The following is an 18,943-nucleotide window of genomic DNA, read 5'->3' as shown; positions in this document are numbered from 1 at the left end:
CCGTATCGACTCGCCCGCCGCACGACCGAGCCCGATTTCTTCACGCTCAGCTGCAGACAACCGTGGCGCCATAAACCACCTCCACCAGCACAACGAGGCGGCGTTGCAACCATCAGTTGACTTCGAGCCAGGGGCAGTTTCGGACCAAGATTCGGCGCGGTCAGTCGGTGGTGCGGGCTTTGGCCGGGGTGGACTTGGTGGCGGGGGTCTTCTTCGCGGGCGCCTTGGCGGCCTTGGTCGCGGTCGCCTTGGTGGCCTTGGTGGCGGTGGACTTGGTGGCGGTGGCCTTCTTGGCCGTCGCCTTCTTGGCCGGGGCCTTCTTGGCGGCGGCCTTCTTCTTCGGGGCCGGACCCTTTGCCCGCTTCTCGGCGAGCATCTCGGAGGCCTCCTCGAGGCTCAACGCCTCGGGGGTCTGGCCGCGCCGCAGCGAGGCGTTGGTCTCCCCGTCCGTGACGTACGGGCCGAACCGGCCGTCCTTGATGACCAGGGGCTTCTCGGTGAGCGGGTCGTTGCCCATCTCCCGCAGCGGCGGGGCGGCGGCCCGGCGCTGGCGGGTCTTCGGGGCGGCCAGCAACGCCAGGGCCTCGTCAAGCGTGACGGTGAACATCTTGTCTTCCGAGTCCAGCGAGCGGAACTCGTCACCACGCTTGACGTACGGGCCGTAGCGGCCGTTGTTGGCGAACACCTCCGCGCCGTCCGGGCCGACCCCGACCAGCCGGGGCAGGCTGAGCAGCTTGAGCGCCTGATCGAAGGTGAGCGAGTCCGGCGACTGCGAGCGCAGCAGCGACGACTTGCGCTCGCCGCTGGCCACGTACGGGCCGAACCGGCCGGACTTGAGCAGGATCGGCTCACCGGTCGCCGGGTCGTCGCCCAGCTTGCGTTCGCCACCGCCGCCGAGGAACAGCTCGTGCACCTTCTCCGGAGTCAACTCGTCCGGCGCCAGCCCCTCCGGGATCGGCGCCCGGTCACCCGGGGCGGTGCCCTCCTCGCCCTCCGCGGCGGGTGCCTGCTCCTCGCCGGGCACCCGGCGTTGCAGGTACGGCCCGTACCGGCCGACCCGTACCACCACCTCACGCCCGTCGTCGTCGGTGAACAGCGGAATCGAGTTGACGCTGCGCGCGTCGATCTCGCTGAGGTTCTCGGTGACCAGCTTCTTCAGTCCGCCCGCATGGGCGATGGCCTGGTCGCCGGTGCCGTTGCTGCTGCCGAAGTAGAAGGCGGTCAGGAAGTCGACGGCCGCGTGGTCGCCCCCGGCGATCTCGTCCAGCTCGTTCTCCATGCTGGCGGTGAAGTCGTAGTCGATCAGGCGCGGGTAGTGCCGCTCCATCAGCCCGATCACCGCGAAGGCCAGGAACGACGGGATCATCGCCTGGCCGCGCTTGACGACGTACCCCCGGTCCTGGATCGTCTGCATGATCGACGCGTAGGTCGACGGGCGGCCGATGCCCAGCTCCTCCAGGGCCTTCACCAGCGACGCCTCGGTGTAGCGGGCCGGCGGCTGGGTGTGGTGGCCCTGCGCGGCCAGCTCGTCGGCGGTGAGCGGCTGGTCCTTGACCAGGTTCGGCAGCCGCCGCTCGGCGTCCTCGGCCTCGGCGTTCTCGTCGTCGCTGGACTCGACGTACGCCCGCAGGAAGCCGGGGTCGGTGATGGTCTTGCCGGTGGCGCCGAAGTCGGCCTCCTCGCCGCCGGAGGTGGTCGCCCGGATCCGCACCGAGACGCTGGAGCCGACCGCGTCGGTCATCTGCGAGGCGATGGTGCGCCGCCAGATCAGCTCGTAGAGCTTGAACTCCTCGGCCGACAACTCCTTGGCCACGTCGCCCGGCGTCCGGAAGTTGTCCCCCGCCGGGCGGATCGCCTCGTGCGCCTCCTGCGCGTTCTTCACCTTGCCGGTGTAGCGACGCGGCTCCGGTGGCACACTGCGCTCGCCGTACAGCTCGACGATCTGCCGACGGGCCGCGGCGATGGCGGTCTCCGACAGGTTCACCGAGTCGGTACGCATGTAGGTGATGTAGCCGTTCTCGTAGAGCCGCTGCGCGGTGCGCATCGTCTGCTGCGACGAGAACCGCAGCTTCCGGGCCGCCTCCTGCTGGAGGGTCGAGGTGATGAAGGGGGCGTACGGGCGACGCCGGTACGGCTTCTCCTCGACCCGGGTGACGGTGAACGGTCGATCCGCCAGGCGGGCGGCGAGCCCTCGGGCCCCGCCCTCGTCGAGGTGGACCACACCGGCGCCGGGCCGGACCCGGCCGGTGGTCGGCTCGAAGTCCTTGCCGGTGGCGATCCGGTCGCCGTTCAACGCGACCAGGGTGGCGTTGAAGTTGCGCGGTCCCTCGCCCGGGTTGGTCACGGCGAGGGTGGCCAGGATGTCCCAGTACTCGGCGGTGCGGAAGGCCATCCGCTGCCGTTCCCGCTCGACCACGATCCGGGTGGCCACGGACTGCACCCGGCCCGCCGAGAGCTTCGGCATGACCTTCTTCCACAGCACCGGGGAGACCTCGTAGCCGTAGAGCCGGTCGAGGATGCGCCGGGCCTCCTGGGCGTCGACGAGATCCCGGTCGATCTCCCGGGGGTTGGCCACCGCCGCCTGGATCGCCGGCTTGGTGATCTCGTGGAAGACCATCCGCCGGACCGGCACCTTGGGCTTGAGGGTCTCCACCAGGTGCCAGGCGATCGCCTCGCCCTCGCGGTCCTCGTCCGTGGCCAGGAAGATCTCGTCGACCTCCTTGGCCAGCTTGGTCAGCTTGCTGATCTGCTGCTTGCGGTCGGCGGAGACGACGTAGAGGGCGTGGAAGCCGTTGTCGACGTCGACGCCGAGCCGCGCCCACGCCTCGCCCTTGTACTTCGCCGGCACGTCGGCGGCGTTACGTGGCAGGTCACGGACGTGCCCGAAGCTGGCCTCCACGACGTACCCCGGGCCCAGGTAGCCCGAGATCGTCTTGGCCTTCGCCGGAGACTCGACGATGACCAGACGGGTGGTTCCAGCGTTGCTCGGCACGTCTGTTTCAACCTCATTCCCACTCAAATGGCCGCGCCTGGCCGGCTCTGGGGCGCACTCGGCCCACCGGTACCCGGCGGTCCGGATGTCCAACGTAACGCGCCGTCCGTGTTTCGGGTTTCGCGGGCGGCAATCCGCCCCGGACGATCCGTGGTCACGCCAGACGGCGTCACCGTACACCCTGGGTAGGGTGACGAGCGGGCCGCTGTGACCATGGCAGCCCCTCGGCGGAGGTCAAACCCGGCCGATTCTCCCTGTATTCCCCGACACCCGGCTGTCTCGGATCGGACAGCCGTCCCGACCGTCAAATCCGGCTCGGCCAGGCCGTCGGCGGGCTCGCGGGCGGGCGCTCACCGACCAGTTCGGCCAGCCGCCGCGTCCGGCGGCTGCCCGCGATCCGGTACGCCGGACCGCCGGATCCCGCCTCGATCAGCTCACCGGCCAGCCCGGCCGTGGCCAGCGCGGCACCGACCGTGGCCCACCGGGCCGGGTCGTCACCGCCGAGGTGCAGCAGAAAGTCGGGCGGATCGGCCACGCCGGCCGCGGCGAGCCAGAGGCGCAGTCGTCGGCCGTCGAGCTGGAACCCGGGCGGCGGATGCTGCGTCGGGCCGCGCAGCCAGGCCGCCGCGAGCGGCACGATCGTCCGGGTGTACGCGGTGTGCACCGTGTAGCGCTGGTCCTCGGTCGGTGCCCAGCTGCTGCGGACACCCCGCTGGGCCAGCTCGGCGACGAGCACGTGCACCCGCCAGGCGGCCGCCACCACCACCGACAACCGGGCCGTGCCGCCCATCCGGTGCACCTCGCCCGGGCCGGCGAGCAGCCCGGCGAGGTCGGCCACCGAGGGCTCACCGGTCTCCGCGCCGAAGAAGACGAGTTGCCGGTCGCGGCCGGTCGCGTCGGCCGGCAGCGTGGACGGGTCGTCCGGGGAGCCGTCGTCGGCCGGGGCATCCACCGGGGCGGGCCGGCGGCCGGTCGGCCGACGACGGTGCGTCGGTGGTGTCCCGACGGGCGGTGGGAAGGACACCGGCAACGGCTGCGCCGCCGGTGTCTCGCCGGAACCGCTCAACGGCATTCGGGTACCTCGTCAAAGGCGCGCTTCAACTCCTCGGAGTCGAGCCGGCTGGTGTCCAGCGCGCTGGCGTCGTACTCCTGCTGGAGGGTCTCCACCGCGGCCCGGACACCGTCGTAGAAGGTGCTGGCCTCGCCGGTGCCCAGGCCGTCGATGGTGGTTCGGGCCCGGCCGTAGGCGTCCCGCATCGACGCGAGCGAGGCGCGGAAGCCGGCGGAAACCTCCGCGCCGTGCTCCACCTCGGGCACACCGGCCTGCTCCACCTTGCGCCGGGCGGTCTCGCTGGCCTGCTCGGCGCCGCCGAAGAGCCGGACCAGGTTCTCCTTGGCCTGCGCCGGGGTGGTCTGCGCGGTCATCTGCTGGTCGGTGCTGTTGGTCAACTTGCTGATCTCGGCTCGCCAGGGGGTCAACGCCGAGCAGACCGAGGCGGCCCAGGCGCGCGGACTGGGGCCGCTGGAGCCACAGGCGGCTACCAGCATCAGCGTGGCCAGGACCACCGTGAACTTTCCGGCGGCTGCCGCCCGGCACGTACGCATGCGTTGCAGCGTACGGCTTCTCCTCCCGGTCGGCACCGGTCATCGGTACCGGGTCCGGAGAGGAGCGCGGTCCCCGGCCGGCAGACGTTGCCGACCGGGGACCGGTGCGTCCTATCCGTCAGGCTTTGATCTCCTCCGGACGCGGGTCCGCACTGCCGGAACCGCTGTCGGCGTCGTCGCCCATCGCGATGCTCTTGCGCTTGCTGAACACCACGGCCGCGACGACGATCAACGTCGCCACCAGCGCGATGGTGATCCGCAGGCCGACGTTGCGGTCGTCGCCCACGCTCCACGCCACAACGGCCGGCGCGATCAGCAGCGCCACCAGGTTCATCACCTTGAGCAGTGGGTTGATCGCAGGGCCGGCGGTGTCCTTGAACGGGTCGCCGACGGTGTCGCCGATGACCGTGGCGGCGTGCGCCTCGGAGCCCTTGCCGCCGTACGCGCCGTCCTCGACCATCTTCTTGGCGTTGTCCCAGGCACCACCGGAGTTGGCCAGGAAGACCGCCATCAGCGTGCCGGCACCGATCGCACCGGCCAGGTACGAGGCCAGCGCACCGGGCCCGAGGCCGAAGCCGACCGCGATCGGCGCCAGGATCGCCAGCAGACCGGGGGTCAGTAGCTCACGCTGCGCGTCCCGGGTGCAGATGTCGACGACCTTGCCGTACTCCGGACGCTGCGTGCGGTCCATGATCCCGGGCAGCTCACGGAACTGCCGGCGAACCTCCATCACCACGGCACCCGCCGAGCGGGAGACCGCGTTGATGGCCAGGCCGGAGAAGAGGAACACCACCGCCGCACCGATGATCAGACCGACCAGGTTCTGCGGGTTGGACACGTTCAGCGCGTTGAGGATCTCGGCACCGACGTCGGTCACCCCGGCGTCGGCGTACGCCACCCGCAGCGTGTCGGTGTACGAGCCGAACAACGCGGTCGCGGCCAGCACCGCGGTGGCGATCGCGATGCCCTTGGTGATCGCCTTTGTGGTGTTACCGACGGCGTCCAGCTCGGTGAGCGTCCGGGCGCCGTGCTCGTCGATGTCGCCGGACATCTCGGCCACGCCCTGGGCGTTGTCCGAGATCGGGCCGAACGTGTCCATCGCGACGATCACGCCGACGGTGGTGAGCAGACCGGTACCGGCCAGCGCCACGGCGAACAGCGAGAGGGTGATGGAGCCGCCGCCCAGCAGGAACGCGCCGAACACACCGCCGGCGATGAGCAGCGCCGAGTAGACCGCCGACTCCAGGCCGACGCTGATGCCGGCGAGGATGACGGTGGCCGGACCGGTCTGCGAGCTCTTGCCGATGTCCTGCACCGGGCGCTTGTTGGTTTCGGTGAAGTAGCCGGTCAGGGCCTGGATGGCGGCGGCGAGCACGATACCGATGATCACCGCACCGATGACCACACCACGGGGGCCGAAGAGCGGATCCCCGCCGTTGACGCCGAGGGTGGTCCGCCAGTCGTCGCCGAGCTGCGCCGCCCACGACGGCTGGAGGTAAACGAACGTGGCGACCGCGACCAGCACCGCCGAGATCAGCGCGGAGAGGTAGAAGGCCCGGTTGATCGCGGTCAGGCCGTTGCGGTCGGAGGCGCGCAGCCGGGTGATGAAGACGCCGATGATGGCGACCAGCACACCGATCGTGGAGATGATCAGCGGCAGCACCAGGCCGTCGGAGCCGAATGCGGCCCGGCCCAGGATCAGCGCGGCGACCAGGGTGACCGCGTACGACTCGAACAGGTCGGCGGCCATGCCGGCGCAGTCGCCGACGTTGTCGCCCACGTTGTCGGCGATGGTGGCGGCGTTACGCGGGTCGTCCTCGGGGATGCCCTGCTCGACCTTGCCGACCAGGTCGGCGCCGACGTCGGCGGCCTTGGTGAAGATGCCGCCGCCGACCCGCATGAACATGGCCAGCAGCGCGGCACCGAAGCCGAAGCCTTCCAGCACGGTCGGCGCGTCGCCCCGGAACACCAACACGACAAGCGCGGCACCGAAGAGGCCGAGGCCGACGGTGAGGAAGCCGACCACGCCACCGGTCCGGAAGGCGATCTTCATGGCCGCCTCGCGGCCACCTTCACGCTCCCGGGCGGCGGCAGCCACCCGCAGGTTGGCCCGGGTCGCCAGCCACATGCCTGCGCCGCCGATGAAGGCGCTGAACACGGCTCCGACCACGAAGAAGAGCGAGCGACCGATCTTCACCGCGACTTCGCTGCCGTCGGTGTTGTGCACCGGCAGCAGGAACAGCAGGACCACGGCGATCACCACGAAGATCGCCAGGGTACGGAACTGTCGGAGCAGATAGGCCGAGGCGCCCTCCTGCACGGCCCCGGAGATCTCCTGCATGTTTGTGGTGCCCTTGCCGGCGGCCAGCACCGTCTTCGTCAACGCGGCGGCGAAGGCGAGCGCGACCAGCGCGATCACCGCGGCGATGACGACGTACGTGACATTGGCTCCGGTGAGGGAGATCCCGCCGCCCTCGGCGGCCAAGGTGTCGGACATCTGTGTCCTCCTGTGCCGAACAACGCGCCGGCCGGTGGAGACGCACCGCCCGGCGCCTGGATGCGAATTCGCAAGCGCGCGCCGATCCACCCGGCGAACCAGCGACTCCACGCCCATCTGCGCTGGCTGCCGGGTGGATCACTTGCTGACAACCCGCGTACTCTAGCCGCCCCCAGTGTTCGAGGTCACACCGAGGTGGCGGCGGGTCTGGATGATCTCCGTCGCTGTGTTATGAACCGAAATCTGATATGGGAACCGGTCCATGGTCATCCGGTCATCCACGCGATGTCAGCGGCTGACCGGCCAGACCATCCGCACCTCGGTGCCGACACCCTCGTCGACGGGACGGACCTGAAGATCCTCGACGAATCCGGCGAGCAGGGCGAAGCCGACACCGGTGGTCAGGTCGTCCTCGTTCAACGACTCGTTGGCCAACTGGTCGGCGTCGAGCGCGGCCAGACCGATGCTCGCCTCGATCGGCGCCCGGTCCACCACCCGCACCGAGTACGCCCCCGAGTCGGACATCTCCACGAGCACCGGCTCGGCGAGGCCGTACTGGCGGTGCAGAGCGACCGCCCGGGTGCACGCCTCACCGATGGCCAGGCGGACCTCGTCGAGCAGATCCTCGCGAACACCCGCGCGCCGGGCCACCGCGACGCCGACCAGGCGGGCGGTACGCACGTGCACCGGCGCGGGCGAGAAGGAGAGCCGGACCGTCGCCATCACTTACCGGCGCCGGTCGCCGCTTCGACCGTCGGGTACAACGGAAACACCTGGTCCAGCGCGGTGATCCGGAAGATCTTGAGCAGCGGCTCCTTGTCGCAGACCAGGGCGAAGGTGCCGTCCGCGGTACGCAGCCGCTTGAGCGCACCGACCAGCACACCCAGCCCGGTGGAATCGAGGAAGTCCACCCGGCCCAGGTCGACCACCACGTGCCGGGCCCCGGCGTCGATCAGTTCAAGGAGCCGTTCGCGCAGCCGCGGGGCGGTGTAGACGTCCACCTCACCGCCGACCTCGAGCACCGTGTGCTCACCCACGGTGCGGGTCGCCAGCGACAGCTCCATCCGTCCTCCTCAGGCAGCCGTAAACTCTCTTGGCATCTAACCACTACCCCGGGGTGGGCCCGACGACTCACCGGGGCAGGTCCATCCGTACCCGGCACGCCGATTTCCCAACACCCGAACACCAGTGCGAGAGTGCAGGACGTGACCTCGGCAGCCACCGTATCCGCCGGCAGCGGCCCCGAGCGACCGCCGGGCGCGGTCCAGGCCGGCCCGCCGGCTGCCGTCCCGGCCGGCCCGCCGCTCGCGTCGCCGGGGGAACTGCTGCGCCGGCTACGCCAGCGACACGCCGCCGATCCGGTCACCCACGTCGAGCGGGTGCCGCCCCGGGACGGGGTACCGGCGTCGTGGCCGTCCTGGGCCCCGGAGGAACTGCGCGCGGCGTACGCCCGGCGCGGGGTGACCACGCCGTGGCGGCACCAGGCCGAAGCGGCCGGCCTGGCGTACGACCGCCGGCACGTCGTGGTGGCCACCGGCACCGCGTCCGGCAAGTCCCTCGCGTACCAGCTGCCGGCACTGGCCACGCTGCTCGCCGACCCGCGCGCCACGGTGCTCTACCTGGCACCGACCAAGGCACTCGCCGCCGACCAGCTGCGCGCCGTCGCCGCGCTGGAGATCGACGGCGTACGCCCGGCCTGCTACGACGGCGACACTCCGCGCGCCGAGCGGGAGTGGATCCGGCGGCACTCCCGGTTCGTGCTGACCAATCCCGACATGCTGCACCACGGCATCCTGCCCGGGCACGCCCAGTGGTCCGGTTTCCTGCGTCGGCTGGCGTACGTGGTGGTCGACGAGTGCCACGTCTACCGGGGCGTGTTCGGCTCCCACGTCGCCCACGTGCTGCGCCGGCTGCGGCGGCAGTGCGCCCGGTACGGTCGCGCCGACGGACCGACGTTCGTGCTGGCGTCGGCGACCTCGGGCGATCCGGCGGCGGCGGCCGGCCGGCTGACCGGCCTCCCGGTGACAGCCGTCACCGAGGACACCTCGCCGCGTGCCGGGGTCACCTTCGCTCTCTGGGAACCGCCGCTGCTTTCGCCGGACCCGTCGGCCGCCGCGTCCGGCGAGCCCGGGTCCGATCTGACCCAGGTTCGCCGGTCGGCGCTGCGGGAGACCGCCGACCTGCTCGCCGACACCGTCGCCACCGGAGTACGCACGCTGGCCTTCGTCCGCTCCCGGCGGGGTGCCGAGGTGGTGGCGACAAGCGCCCGGCGCAGCCTCGACGAGGCGGTGCCGGGCCTCGGCGACCGGGTGGCCGCCTACCGGGCCGGCTACCTGCGCGAGGAGCGTCGCGAGTTGGAGCGGGCGCTGCTGCACGGCGAACTGCTCGGGCTGGCCTCGACGAACGCCCTGGAGCTGGGGGTCGACCTGATCGGCCTGGACGCGGTCGTGATCTGCGGATACCCGGGCACCCGGGCATCGCTGTGGCAGCAGGCGGGCCGGGCCGGGCGCTCCGGTCAGGAGGCCCTCGCGGTGCTGGTGGCCCGGGACGACCCGCTGGACACCTACCTGGTGCACCATCCGGAGGCGGTCTTCGGGGCGCCGGTGGAGGCGACCGTGCTCGACCCGGCCAACGCGTACGTGCTCGGTCCGCAGTTGGCCTGCGCGGCGGCGGAGGCCCCGTTGACCACGGCCGACCTGGAGCTTTTCGGCGACGGCGCCAAGGAGGCCGTGGCGGCGCTGGTCGAGGCGGGTGCGCTGCGACAACGGCCGACCGGCTGGTACTGGCGGCACCGGGAACGGCCCGAGGTGGATCTGCGCGGCGAGGGTGGTGCCCCGGTCTGCGTGGTGGAGGCGGCGACCGGCCGGCTGCTCGGCACGGTCGACGGCGGCTCCGCGCACTTCCTGCTCCACCCCGGCGCGGTCTACCTGCATCAGGGCGTGTCGTACGTGGTCGACTCGCTCGACCTCGACGACGGATGCGCGCTGGTGCACCCTGAGGAGCCGGACTGGTCCACCCACGCCCGCGACGTCACGTCGCTGTCGGTGGTCTCGGTGCGTTCCTACGTGGACGCCGGACCGGTCGGGCTCTTCCTCGGCGAGGTGGACGTGACCAGTCAGGTGGTCTCCTACCAGCGGCGACGGATCGCCACCGGTGAGGTGATCGACACCCGCCCGTTGGACCTGCCGGCGCGTGAGCTGCGTACCGTCGCGGTCTGGTTCACCCTCTCCCCCGAGTCGCTTGTCGACACGGGGGTGGCGCCGGCCGACGTGCCGGGGGCGCTGCACGCGGCCGAACATGCCGCGATCGGGCTGCTGCCGCTGGTCGCCACCTGCGACCGGTGGGACATCGGCGGGCTCTCCACGGCGGTGCACCCGGACACCGAGGCGCCGACCGTCTTCGTCTACGACGGCCATCCGGGGGGTGCTGGCTTCGCGGAGCGGGCGTACGGCATGGCCGCGTCCTGGCTACGGGCCACCCGGGACGCGATCGCCGAGTGTGGCTGCGAGGCCGGCTGCCCGTCCTGCGTGCAGTCACCCAAGTGCGGCAACGGCAACAATCCGTTGTCCAAGCCGGATGCGATCCGGGTGCTCGACGTGGTGCTCACCAACCTGCCCGAATGACCTGGCCGGGTATGAAATTCGGGATTGGCGGGCAATGATGGTGGGAGCGCTTCCATCGAGCGCCGTGCTTGCCGTTCGTTGCCCTTGCCAGCATGGAGGAGAGGCCGTGGCCGACACCATCGCCGAGACCGTCGACCTGCTCTACACCATCGACCAGGAGAAGCTCGACATCAACCAGCAGATCGCGCTGGGCACCGCCCTCGCCACCCTGGCCCAGGCGGAGCGGCTGGATCAGATCAACGAGCGTCTGCGCACCATCCACCTGCTGTTGACCACCATGACGCACCGGTCGGCGGGCGACGGCGTCCGCTGACGGGTGGACCCTGGGCGCAGCCGTTGTCCGACTGTGCGACACTCCGGCGCACCACAATTGAGGAGTTCTCATGCAGCTCGACAGCTTGCAGGCACAGCAGCAGTTCCACATCCGTCAGCGGGTGCGGTTCATGGTCAACCAGTACGAGGTGCACAGCGTCGCGCCGGACGGTTCCGAGGGCGGGCTGTTGGCGTTCGCCCAGCAGAAGCGGCTCGCCTTCAAGGAGCAGGTGACGATCTACTCCGACGAGGCCAAGCAGCAGCCGTTGCTCGGCTTCAAGGCACGCCAGCGCCTTGACCTCGGTGCCACGTACGACGTCACCGACCACGCCGGCACCCCGATCGGCCTGTTCCGGAAGGACTTCGCGCAGTCCCTGCTCCGCTCGACCTGGCACGTCGAGCAGGCCGGTCTGCCCAACGTCACCGGTCAGGAGCGCAGCATGCCGGTGGCACTGCTGCGTCGTTTCGTCGACTCGCTGTCCTGGTTGCCTTACCACTTCGACTTCGTCGCGGACGGGCAGCCCGTCTTCTCCGTGGTGAAGAAGTGGGGTCTGCGCGACCGGTACGTCGTCGAAATCCAGAACCCGCAGATCGACCGTCGCCTGGTGATCGCCATGGCCGTCGCCCTCGACGCCCTGCAGGGCCGCTGACGCCGGTCCCGACCTCAGCGATCCACCTCTGGCCCCGGCCGGCCCGCTCGACCAGCACGCCGAGCGGGCCGGCCGCCCCGCATCCCAGCCGTCACCAGCCCTCCTCCGCCGACTACCCGGTCAGCCGCGCAACGGGCCGGCCCGGCTGGTGGCCCTGGCGGTCCGGGTCATGCCCGGCAACGGGCTCACGATCACCTCGGTGGTGACCAGCACGTCCAGCCCATCGATCCGGCACCACACCAGCCGGGCGGCGTTCGCGGCGACCAACTCCGCCGCCCGGGCACACGCCGCCGGTTCGTCCTGAAGAACCCGAGCCGCGCCCGCGAGGGCACCGAAGTCGGCGGCCACCCGGGCCTGCTGCCGTGCCACCCGGGCCGCTCCCACGCCCGCGCCGAACAGGCCCGCCACGACGAACAACAGCCCTACCCCGAGCAGGCAGATCGTGGCCCCACCCCGCTCACCACCGCCGGTCGCCCGTGGTCCCGCCCACCAGCGGGCTGGCCGACCAGCCGACGGGGTGGCCGGTGGTCTGCGGGGCGGCGGGGCAACCGATGCGCCGGCGTTCACGGTTGTGGCTCCGGCGCACCCGGTTCGACCGCCGCGACGGCCGTGGCCGCGACGCTGATCGCGGGCAGATCGGTGCCGAGGGCGCGGACGGAGGCGCGGACCGTCGCCCGGACGAGTTCGCCGTCCGAGACGACGACCACCTCGGCACCGGCCGGGGCCTGCCGGCTGCCGGCGGTGGCGCCCGGTTCACCCCGGGAGGCGGCGAGCGCCGCCTCCCTCGCCGCGTCCAGGCACGCCGCCTTGGTGCTCACCGCGTTGATCGCGGTCAGCCCGGTGAGCAGGAGTAGCACCAGCGCCGGCAGGCCGGCCGCCATCTCGGCCGTGAACGATCCCCGGTCGCGGCCGGCCGGCCGGCGCCCGATCACTTCAGTGCCCGGTCGATGACGGCCGTCAACGCCGACTGCACTCCGTCGGAGGTCAGCACCTTGAGCAGGACACCACCGAAGGCCACCGCGGCGAGCGTTCCGACCGCGTACTCCGCCGTGTTCATTCCGGCGTCCCCGCGAAGGCGGGCGAGGATTCTGCGCACGTGTTCGTCCTTTCTCGTTGGTTTCACAGCACGTCGCCGAGGACAGCGACGATCACCGGCACCAGGCCGGCGAGAATGAAGGCGGGCAGAAAGCACAGACCCAGCGGCAGCACGATCAGCACGCCGGAACGACGAGCAGCCGCCTCAAGCGCGACCGCCCGGTCAGCTCTCAGGTCGTCGGCGAGCCGGGTGAGCGCTCCGGCCAGGGCGGCGCCACTGCTCGCCGAGCGGATCGCGGCGGTGGCCACGCGGAGCGCGCCCGGTACCTCCGCCAGATGTGCCCACGCCTCATGGGGCCCGCCGCCGAGTTGCAGCGTCCGGCCGACCCGGGCAAGTTGTCCGCCCAACGGCCCGCCGAGCGCGTCGGCCACTGCGAGCAGCGAACGCTCCACGGGTGCCCCTGCCCGCAGCGCCGCCGCGAGCAGGTCAGCGGCGAGCGGTAGGTCGGCGGTGGCACGCAGTCGGCGACGGCGCACTGTCGGCGGCTCGATCCGCCGCAGCAACCGGTCGAACAGCACCGCCGTGGGCAATGCCGCCACCGGTCCGACCCAGCCCTCGATCAGTACCGCCGCCGCCAGGCCGGACAGCCCAGCGGTCAACCGGACGAGGTCCAGTCCCCACCGGCTCGTATTCCGCGACGGGGCCGTCGAAGCCGGTGCCGAAGCTCCGTCAGCTGACCCGTCCCGCTGGGCGGCCGGTCTCCCCCCGCGTGACCTCGTCCGCCCGGCAATCCAACGCCAGAGGCGCTGACCAGCCCGATCGGCCTTTACCTGTCCGGACAGTCGACGCAGCCGGCGTCGGGGCCGGTACCGGCCGACCGCGAGCCCGGCGACCAGGGCAACGCCGGCCAGACCGCAGGCGAGCAGGTGCGTCCCGGACATCAGCTGTCCCCGGCGGAGGTGACCGAGAGGCGCTCCGCCCAGAGCAGGCCGACCACCTGAAGGCCGACGGCGGCGACCGCGCAGGCACCACCGACCGGAGTGTGCAGCAGCACCTGGAGGGGGTCCACCCCGATGCCGTAGCCGAGGCCGATCCCGCCCAGCGGCAGGGCAGCCAGCAACCAGGCGGTAGCCCGGGCACCGGACGCCTGGGCCGTGGCCGCCGCCAGCCCTCGGTCCGTCGACCGGGCGTCGGCCTCGATCCGCTCGACCAGATCGGCCAGGGGTGCCCCCGTACGCTCAGCCAGCCGTACCGCCGCCCCGGCCAGTCGCCCGAGGCGATCCTCGGTGAGACCGAGCCCGGCCCGGCCCGGTAGACGATGCTCGGACCCGACGGGCTGGTAGTCGTCGGTGACGCTCTCATCCGGCGCGATTGGCGCTGAGGCGGCCGAAGTGGCGTCGGACAACGAGGTCGTCAGCACCTGCGCGGCCACCGGCACCGGCAGGCCCACCCGCAGGTCCCCGGCCAGGGCACACAGCTGATCCAGCCGCTCCCGCCGGTCCCGGACGGTTCGGCCGAGGGTTGCCCGGCGGCGCATCGCCCGCACACCCAGTACGCCGTAGCCGGCCAGCGCCACCGCCGCCACCGGACCGGCCAGCAACCCACCGACACCCGCGCCGAGCAGGCAGGTCAGCACCAGAATCCGCCGCGGTGTCGCCACCGGCGCCGTCGGTCGACTCACCGGCGGTGCACATGTCGCGGTCCGCTCGCGATGGTCGGCCGGCAGATGCAGGTCGGCCGGCTCTCGGTGGTCGGTCTGGTCGCGGTGGTCGGGTTCATCCCTGGCGATCTGATCCTCGTCCAACAACCGCGTGCCGCACGCCCGTGCCGTCGGCCCTGCGACGGCTGGTGTTCCTGCCGGTGCGACAGCACCGGCCATGCCACCGGGCCGCTTCGGTCGGCGGCTTCCGCGCGGCCCCGGCGGACGGGATGCGGTCGGTGCCGTCGGCGGCCCCGACCTGGGCCAGGCGATCGGGGACGCCGCTGGCCTGGCGGAGTGAGCCATGATCGACGAAGGTGGGGCCCCTGTTGTCGACGGCCACCCCACACCGGTCGGTCCCGGGTTGCTCAAGCCCTGGCCTCGCGGTCTCTGTCCGTCCCGTCGACCGCCCGCCTCACGTAGGGCAACGACCCAGGCGACCAGCGGATCATCGGCCGCCGCCCCGCCGTCCTCGACCCCTGACCGGGCACGTCGCCCACGCCTCCGGTGGGTCAGTGCGGCGAGGAACGGCAACACCGACATCGCCCACCACCACGCGCCACTCATGACGACACCGCCGACGCGGGCCAGGGCTCGCACAGGATCGGCGGCACCGGCACGTCGCGGTTGTGGATCAGCGTGCCGAGCGCCCGGGCCGCCAAGCCGAGTCCCCGGCCACGCACCCACGCGGGCACGGCGGTGACCAGCCGGTCGGGCCCTTGCGGCAGCAGCAGGCAGATGGACTCCAGCACCCGGCCCTGCGGGGTACGGCGGATCTGGAACACCACCTGAAGCGCCGCCGCCACCTGTGCGTGCAGCGCCGGCCGGGGCAGCCCACCGAGCAGGCCGAGCGCCTCCAGCCGGGCCGGCACGTCCGACGGGGTGTTGGCGTGCAGCGTCCCCGCCCCACCCTCGTGCCCGGTGTTGAGGGCAGCCAACAGGTCGACCACCTCCGCACCCCGACACTCGCCGACCACCAGCCGGTCCGGTCGCATCCGCAGCGCCTGCCGGACCAGCTCACTCAGGCCGACGGCACCCGACCCCTCCACGTTGGCCGTACGCGTCTGAAGACCCACCACGTGCGGGTGCACCGGCCGCAACTCGGCCGCGTCCTCGACCAGCACGATCCGCTCGGTGCCCGGTACCAGGCCGAGCAACGTGTTCAACAGGGTTGTCTTGCCGGAACCGGTGCCACCGATCACCAGATAGGCGAGCCGGGCCGCCACCACGGCGGAGAGCACCGGCGCCACCGGCCGAGCCACCGCGCCCTGTGTCACCAGTTCGTCAAGGGTGAACGGCCGCTGCCGGAAGGTACGCAGTGACAGGTAGGGCCCGTCGGTCGCCACCGGCGGTAGCACGGCGTGCAGCCGCGTGCCGTCGGCCAGCCGGGCGTCGGCACACGGCGAGCCGTCGTCCAGCCGACGACCGGCTCCGGCCGCCAGCCGCTGCGCGAGTCGCCGAACGTCGTCCGGCGTACCCACCGGCACCGGCACCTGGTGCAGCCCCTGCCCCCGGTCGACCCACACCCGTGCCCCGTTCACCAGCACGTCGGTCACCTCGGGGTCGGCCAGCAGCACGGCGAGCGGGCCCGCGCCCACCAGGTCGTCGCGCACCCGGTCGGCGATCCGCAGCAGGGCGTTGTCACCGAGTACGGCGGCGTCGGGCTCGGCGCGTACGGCGGAGACGATCGCGGCTGGGGTGACCGGCGCGGTGGTAGCGGCGATCCGCTGCCGTACCCGGGCCGCGAGGTTCTCCCCGGTCATGCCGCACCCGCCGCGGGCTGCCCGGTGAGTTCGGTGACGATCCGCTGGCAGAGCTCGGCCAGCGGGCCGCGTCCATCGGCCGCCGGGGCCTCACCCCGCTCCAGCCCCCGGCACAACCCCGGCTCCGGCCGTAGCGAACCAGCAAGCGGCAGGCCGAGTGCTTTGGCGACCTCGGTGGCGCGCAGCCGGCCGGGGGCGGGACCCCGGACGATGACGGAGAGGTCGGAACAGTGCGGGGCGACCGCCGCGACCACCCGGGCCGCAGCGGCGGTCGCGCGCAGCTCGGCGGGTACCACCACGAACGCCCGGTCGGCCGCCTGAAGAGCGGTCACCGCTGCGTCGTCGAGCTGGCGGGGCAGGTCGACCACCACGAAGTCCCGGCTCCGCCGGGCGGCGTCCAGGGTGGCGGCCACCGCCTCGGCCGGCACCGCGATCAGGTCGCCACGGTCCCAGGAGAGCACCACCAGATCGCCCCGGCTGGGCAACGCGCGTACCAGAGCAGGTGCGTCGACCCGTCCGTCGGCCCCGGTCAGCGCCGGCCAGCGCAGCCCTTCCATCTGCTCCCAGCCGAGCACCAGATCCAGGCCACCGCCGAGCGGATCGGCGTCGAGCAGCAGGGTACGCAGCCGTGCCCGGGCGGCGGTGACGGCGAGGCCGCCGGCGAGGATGCTGGCACCGGCGCCGCCCCGGCCACCGACCAGCGCGACCATCCGGGCGTGGGCCGGTGCCCCACCTTCGGTCCCGCAGTCGGCGAACCGGTCCACCAGCCACGGCTCGGCCGCCGGCAACACGGCGACGTGTTCGGCGCCGAGCAGTTCGGCCACCTGCCAACCGGACTCGACATCGCCGGACCGTCCCACCAGGACGAGCCGACTTCGTCGGGGTAGCCGCGCCCGCAGGCAGGGCTGCGCCTGGTCACTGCCGACCAGGACCAACGGGGACGGTCGCCAGCGGGTGCGGGCGGCCGCCGGGTCGGCGGCCACCTCCACCTCGACTCCACCCGCAGCAGCGAGCCGAAGCAGGTCGTCGAGCAGGTCACCGTCCGAGGTGATGACCAGCGGGAGGCGCCGGTCCGGTGGGACGGAGGTACGGGATGGCATCGCGGCCTCCAGGCGGTCGGCGCGGGTTGACTGGCTCGAACCCTGCCGCCGCTGCCGCCCCGCACGCCGCCCCTGCCGGCTGACCTGTGGACAACGAAGCGTTCTGTGGACAACGCCCGCCCCGGACGTTGATCTGTTATGGAGACGGGCCGCAGAGCGCACCCGTCTCGGCACTCACCAACCATGGCGAAACGTGACACGCAACACGCATAATCGACGTCCCGTGCCGTCGGCAGAACGGCAATCCTCGCCGGATCGAGGTCATGACCCAGTCGCCAGATCACGAACACGCCCGTGTCGAGCCGAGGCTGCGGGTCGGCCCCTGGCTGTTCGACCCACGTTCCCGGGCCCGGCAGTTGGCGCTACCGGCACGTCCGGTCCCGCGGGCCCTCCCGCCAGCGCCGGAGCCACCTGGCGGGCCGGCCCTCGCGGCCCCGCCCTTACGGGAAGCTGCGGTCTCGGTCGAACCCGCCCCGCGCGCTCCCGGCCGAATGTCACACCGACTGGTGCTGGCCGGCCTCGCGGCCGCGACCCTCGGTCTCATGCTCACCGTGCTGTGGCCGGCGACCGAGCCACCGACGGTCGCCGCCCCCGAGGTGCCGTCGGGCTGGGTACCTCCGCCTCCCGAGAGTCCAGCGTCCACCCTGGACGGCATCGCGCCCGCCGGCGCCCCGTCGCCGTCCGCCGCGTCGTCCGTCGGCGGGGTCTCGTCCTCCCAGCCACAGCTCAGTCGCCGGGCGACCCCGGCCTCGTCGCCCACCCGGACCGACTCGACGACCGCGCCCGCCACGCCGAGCACCCGCCCGACGCCCTCGCCGAGCCGGCCGGCGAAACCGCCATCGACCACCCGGCCACCCCAGCCGGAGGAGTTGACCCCCTTGCCGGCCTGGCGGGAGCGTGGGCTGCGCTCGGTCAACGGCGGCAACGAAACCAGCATCGAGTTCGTCAACCTCCGCTCGCGATCGGTGATCCTGTACTGGTTGGACCACCGTGGGCACCGCAGGCAGTACGACGTGCTGCAGCCGGGCGAGTCGTACCGGCAGCACACGTACGTCGGCCACCCCTGGGTGGTGACCGACCGGCGTGGTCGCGCCCTGGTCTGCTTCGAACCAACGGCCACGCCTGCCCGCGCCGTGATCAGGTGACCGAGGTCTTTCCGGCCGTGCACTTGACCGGCTGCTTCCCCGAGGCTCACGGGTTCGCGCTGCTCGACCCCGCGCGCCTGGATCGGCACCTGGGTACGGATAGCACCGGTCGCGACCTGCTGGAGCTGTTCACCACGACCGAGGCCGGTGACGCCGTCGCCCGAGAGGGAATAGCACTACCGCTGACGGGGCTGGCTGAGGGCTGCTACACGATGCTGGTGCGACACGTTGCGGATCAAGCACCACGGTCCGCAGCGACGCTCTCCTCGCCGGGCTGGATCCTGGGCTCGGAAACCGGCTCGTTGCTGCTCTGCGGCATCGGCCACCTCCGGGACTGGAGGCCCGACCATCCGGCACATCGCCGCGTGACGGTGCCGTCCGGCTGGTACGCGATCGAGGTCCGAGGACACCCGCAAGCCGAGGGATCCGACGACGGTACGTACGAGTTCGTGCTGACCCCCGCCCCGGCCCGGCCCACCTTCCGCGCCGATCCGGCCCGACAACTCGCGCTTCTCTGACGC

17 protein-coding genes and 1 pseudogene are annotated in these 18,943 nt (G+C 72.2%); 5 read left to right on the top strand and 13 right to left on the bottom strand.

Annotated elements, in window-relative coordinates:
• Window positions 1–160: 160 nt before the first annotated feature.
• From topA to KBX00_RS18460, 6 genes are all read right to left on the bottom strand, one after another.
• Entirely contained in the window at window positions 161–2,992 is a 2,832-nt protein-coding gene (gene topA / locus KBX00_RS18485; protein ID WP_210828633.1) for a type I DNA topoisomerase, read from the bottom strand.
• Window positions 2,993–3,296: 304 nt separating this feature from the next.
• On the bottom strand, window positions 3,297–4,064 hold the full coding sequence (locus tag KBX00_RS18480) for a hypothetical protein (RefSeq protein ID WP_301548163.1): 768 nt from the start codon (window positions 4,062–4,064) through the stop codon (window positions 3,297–3,299).
• Window positions 4,055–4,597, bottom strand: a complete 543-nt coding sequence (locus tag KBX00_RS18475; protein WP_210828632.1) for a hypothetical protein — start codon at window positions 4,595–4,597, stop codon at window positions 4,055–4,057. Before KBX00_RS18475 ends, KBX00_RS18480 begins: the two co-directional genes overlap by 10 nt.
• Window positions 4,598–4,715: 118 nt before the next feature.
• On the bottom strand, window positions 4,716–7,094 hold the full coding sequence (locus KBX00_RS18470; protein WP_210828631.1) for a sodium-translocating pyrophosphatase: 2,379 nt from the start codon (window positions 7,092–7,094) through the stop codon (window positions 4,716–4,718).
• A gap of 288 nt (window positions 7,095–7,382) precedes the next feature.
• Window positions 7,383–7,820: an ATP-binding protein gene (locus KBX00_RS18465; protein WP_210828630.1), complete on the bottom strand. Its 438-nt coding sequence runs from the start codon at window positions 7,818–7,820 to the stop codon at window positions 7,383–7,385.
• Window positions 7,817–8,158 (bottom strand): STAS domain-containing protein, encoded by a 342-nt coding sequence (locus KBX00_RS18460; protein WP_204002474.1) that lies wholly within the window; start codon window positions 8,156–8,158, stop codon window positions 7,817–7,819. Before KBX00_RS18460 ends, KBX00_RS18465 begins: the two co-directional genes overlap by 4 nt.
• A gap of 258 nt (window positions 8,159–8,416) precedes the next feature.
• Between KBX00_RS18460 and KBX00_RS18455 the strand changes: the two genes are divergently transcribed.
• The 3 genes from KBX00_RS18455 to KBX00_RS18445 all read left to right on the top strand — a co-directional run bounded on the left by KBX00_RS18455 (window position 8,417) and on the right by KBX00_RS18445 (window position 11,679).
• Entirely contained in the window at window positions 8,417–10,717 is a 2,301-nt protein-coding gene (locus tag KBX00_RS18455) for a DEAD/DEAH box helicase (RefSeq protein WP_301548191.1), read from the top strand.
• Window positions 10,718–10,823: 106 nt separating this feature from the next.
• On the top strand, window positions 10,824–11,030 hold the full coding sequence (locus KBX00_RS18450) for a hypothetical protein (protein ID WP_210828629.1): 207 nt from the start codon (window positions 10,824–10,826) through the stop codon (window positions 11,028–11,030).
• Window positions 11,031–11,100: 70 nt separating this feature from the next.
• Complete coding sequence (locus tag KBX00_RS18445) at window positions 11,101–11,679, top strand: hypothetical protein (protein ID WP_210828628.1); 579 nt, start codon at window positions 11,101–11,103, stop codon at window positions 11,677–11,679.
• A gap of 120 nt (window positions 11,680–11,799) precedes the next feature.
• Here KBX00_RS18445 and KBX00_RS18440 read toward each other — a convergent pair whose 3' ends face one another.
• The 7 genes and pseudogenes from KBX00_RS18440 to ssd form a co-directional block, all read right to left on the bottom strand.
• The gene (locus KBX00_RS18440) at window positions 11,800–12,120 is read right to left on the bottom strand and encodes an Rv3654c family TadE-like protein (RefSeq protein ID WP_374225319.1); all 321 of its coding nucleotides are present in this window, start codon (window positions 12,118–12,120) and stop codon (window positions 11,800–11,802) included.
• A 122-nt stretch (window positions 12,121–12,242) separates the two neighbouring features.
• A complete protein-coding gene (locus KBX00_RS18435) occupies window positions 12,243–12,608 on the bottom strand; it encodes a TadE family type IV pilus minor pilin (RefSeq protein WP_374225318.1) in 366 nt (121 codons plus the stop codon).
• A complete protein-coding gene (locus KBX00_RS18430) occupies window positions 12,608–12,736 on the bottom strand; it encodes a DUF4244 domain-containing protein (RefSeq protein ID WP_205808979.1) in 129 nt (42 codons plus the stop codon). Before KBX00_RS18430 ends, KBX00_RS18435 begins: the two co-directional genes overlap by 1 nt.
• A 62-nt stretch (window positions 12,737–12,798) precedes the next feature.
• Window positions 12,799–13,389, bottom strand: coding sequence for a type II secretion system F family protein (locus tag KBX00_RS18425; protein WP_301548190.1), 591 nt, complete (start codon window positions 13,387–13,389; stop codon window positions 12,799–12,801).
• A 266-nt stretch (window positions 13,390–13,655) separates the two neighbouring features.
• Window positions 13,656–14,372 (bottom strand): annotated as a pseudogene (locus KBX00_RS29865) (type II secretion system F family protein); the annotation flags it as partial.
• A gap of 605 nt (window positions 14,373–14,977) precedes the next feature.
• The gene (locus tag KBX00_RS18415; RefSeq protein ID WP_210828620.1) at window positions 14,978–16,177 is read right to left on the bottom strand and encodes a TadA family conjugal transfer-associated ATPase; all 1,200 of its coding nucleotides are present in this window, start codon (window positions 16,175–16,177) and stop codon (window positions 14,978–14,980) included.
• Entirely contained in the window at window positions 16,174–17,229 is a 1,056-nt protein-coding gene (gene ssd / locus KBX00_RS18410; protein WP_210828669.1) for a septum site-determining protein Ssd, read from the bottom strand. Before ssd ends, KBX00_RS18415 begins: the two co-directional genes overlap by 4 nt.
• A gap of 539 nt (window positions 17,230–17,768) precedes the next feature.
• On the opposite strand from ssd, the gene KBX00_RS29380 reads away from it, so the two are divergent.
• Window positions 17,769–18,422 carry a hypothetical protein gene (locus KBX00_RS29380; protein ID WP_301548160.1) on the top strand — a complete coding sequence of 218 codons (654 nt, stop codon included), beginning with the start codon at window positions 17,769–17,771 and terminating at the stop codon, window positions 18,420–18,422.
• Complete coding sequence (locus KBX00_RS18400) at window positions 18,419–18,940, top strand: hypothetical protein (RefSeq protein ID WP_210828615.1); 522 nt, start codon at window positions 18,419–18,421, stop codon at window positions 18,938–18,940. Before KBX00_RS29380 ends, KBX00_RS18400 begins: the two co-directional genes overlap by 4 nt.
• The last annotated feature ends 3 nt before the right edge of the window (window positions 18,941–18,943 follow it).

The sequence above is a fragment of the Micromonospora sp. C95 genome (assembly GCF_018070465.1).
In the GTDB taxonomy this organism is placed as follows: Bacteria; Actinomycetota; Actinomycetes; order Mycobacteriales; family Micromonosporaceae; genus Micromonospora.
The sequence above is the reverse complement of the archived record's forward strand: the minus strand, read 5'-3'. Positions and strand labels throughout refer to the sequence as shown.

Coding starts and splice junctions, on each gene's coding strand:
- KBX00_RS18480 (WP_301548163.1), bottom strand. CDS start 4,064: ATGCCGTTGAGCGGTTCCGGCGAGACACCGGCGGCGCAGCCGTTGCCG.
- KBX00_RS18475 (WP_210828632.1), bottom strand. CDS start 4,597: ATGCGTACGTGCCGGGCGGCAGCCGCCGGAAAGTTCACGGTGGTCCTG.
- KBX00_RS18470 (WP_210828631.1), bottom strand. CDS start 7,094: ATGTCCGACACCTTGGCCGCCGAGGGCGGCGGGATCTCCCTCACCGGA.
- KBX00_RS18460 (WP_204002474.1), bottom strand. CDS start 8,158: ATGGAGCTGTCGCTGGCGACCCGCACCGTGGGTGAGCACACGGTGCTC.
- KBX00_RS18445 (WP_210828628.1), top strand. CDS start 11,101: ATGCAGCTCGACAGCTTGCAGGCACAGCAGCAGTTCCACATCCGTCAG.
- KBX00_RS18430 (WP_205808979.1), bottom strand. CDS start 12,736: ATGAACACGGCGGAGTACGCGGTCGGAACGCTCGCCGCGGTGGCCTTC.
- KBX00_RS18415 (WP_210828620.1), bottom strand. CDS start 16,177: ATGACCGGGGAGAACCTCGCGGCCCGGGTACGGCAGCGGATCGCCGCT.
- KBX00_RS29380 (WP_301548160.1), top strand. CDS start 17,769: ATGTCACACCGACTGGTGCTGGCCGGCCTCGCGGCCGCGACCCTCGGT.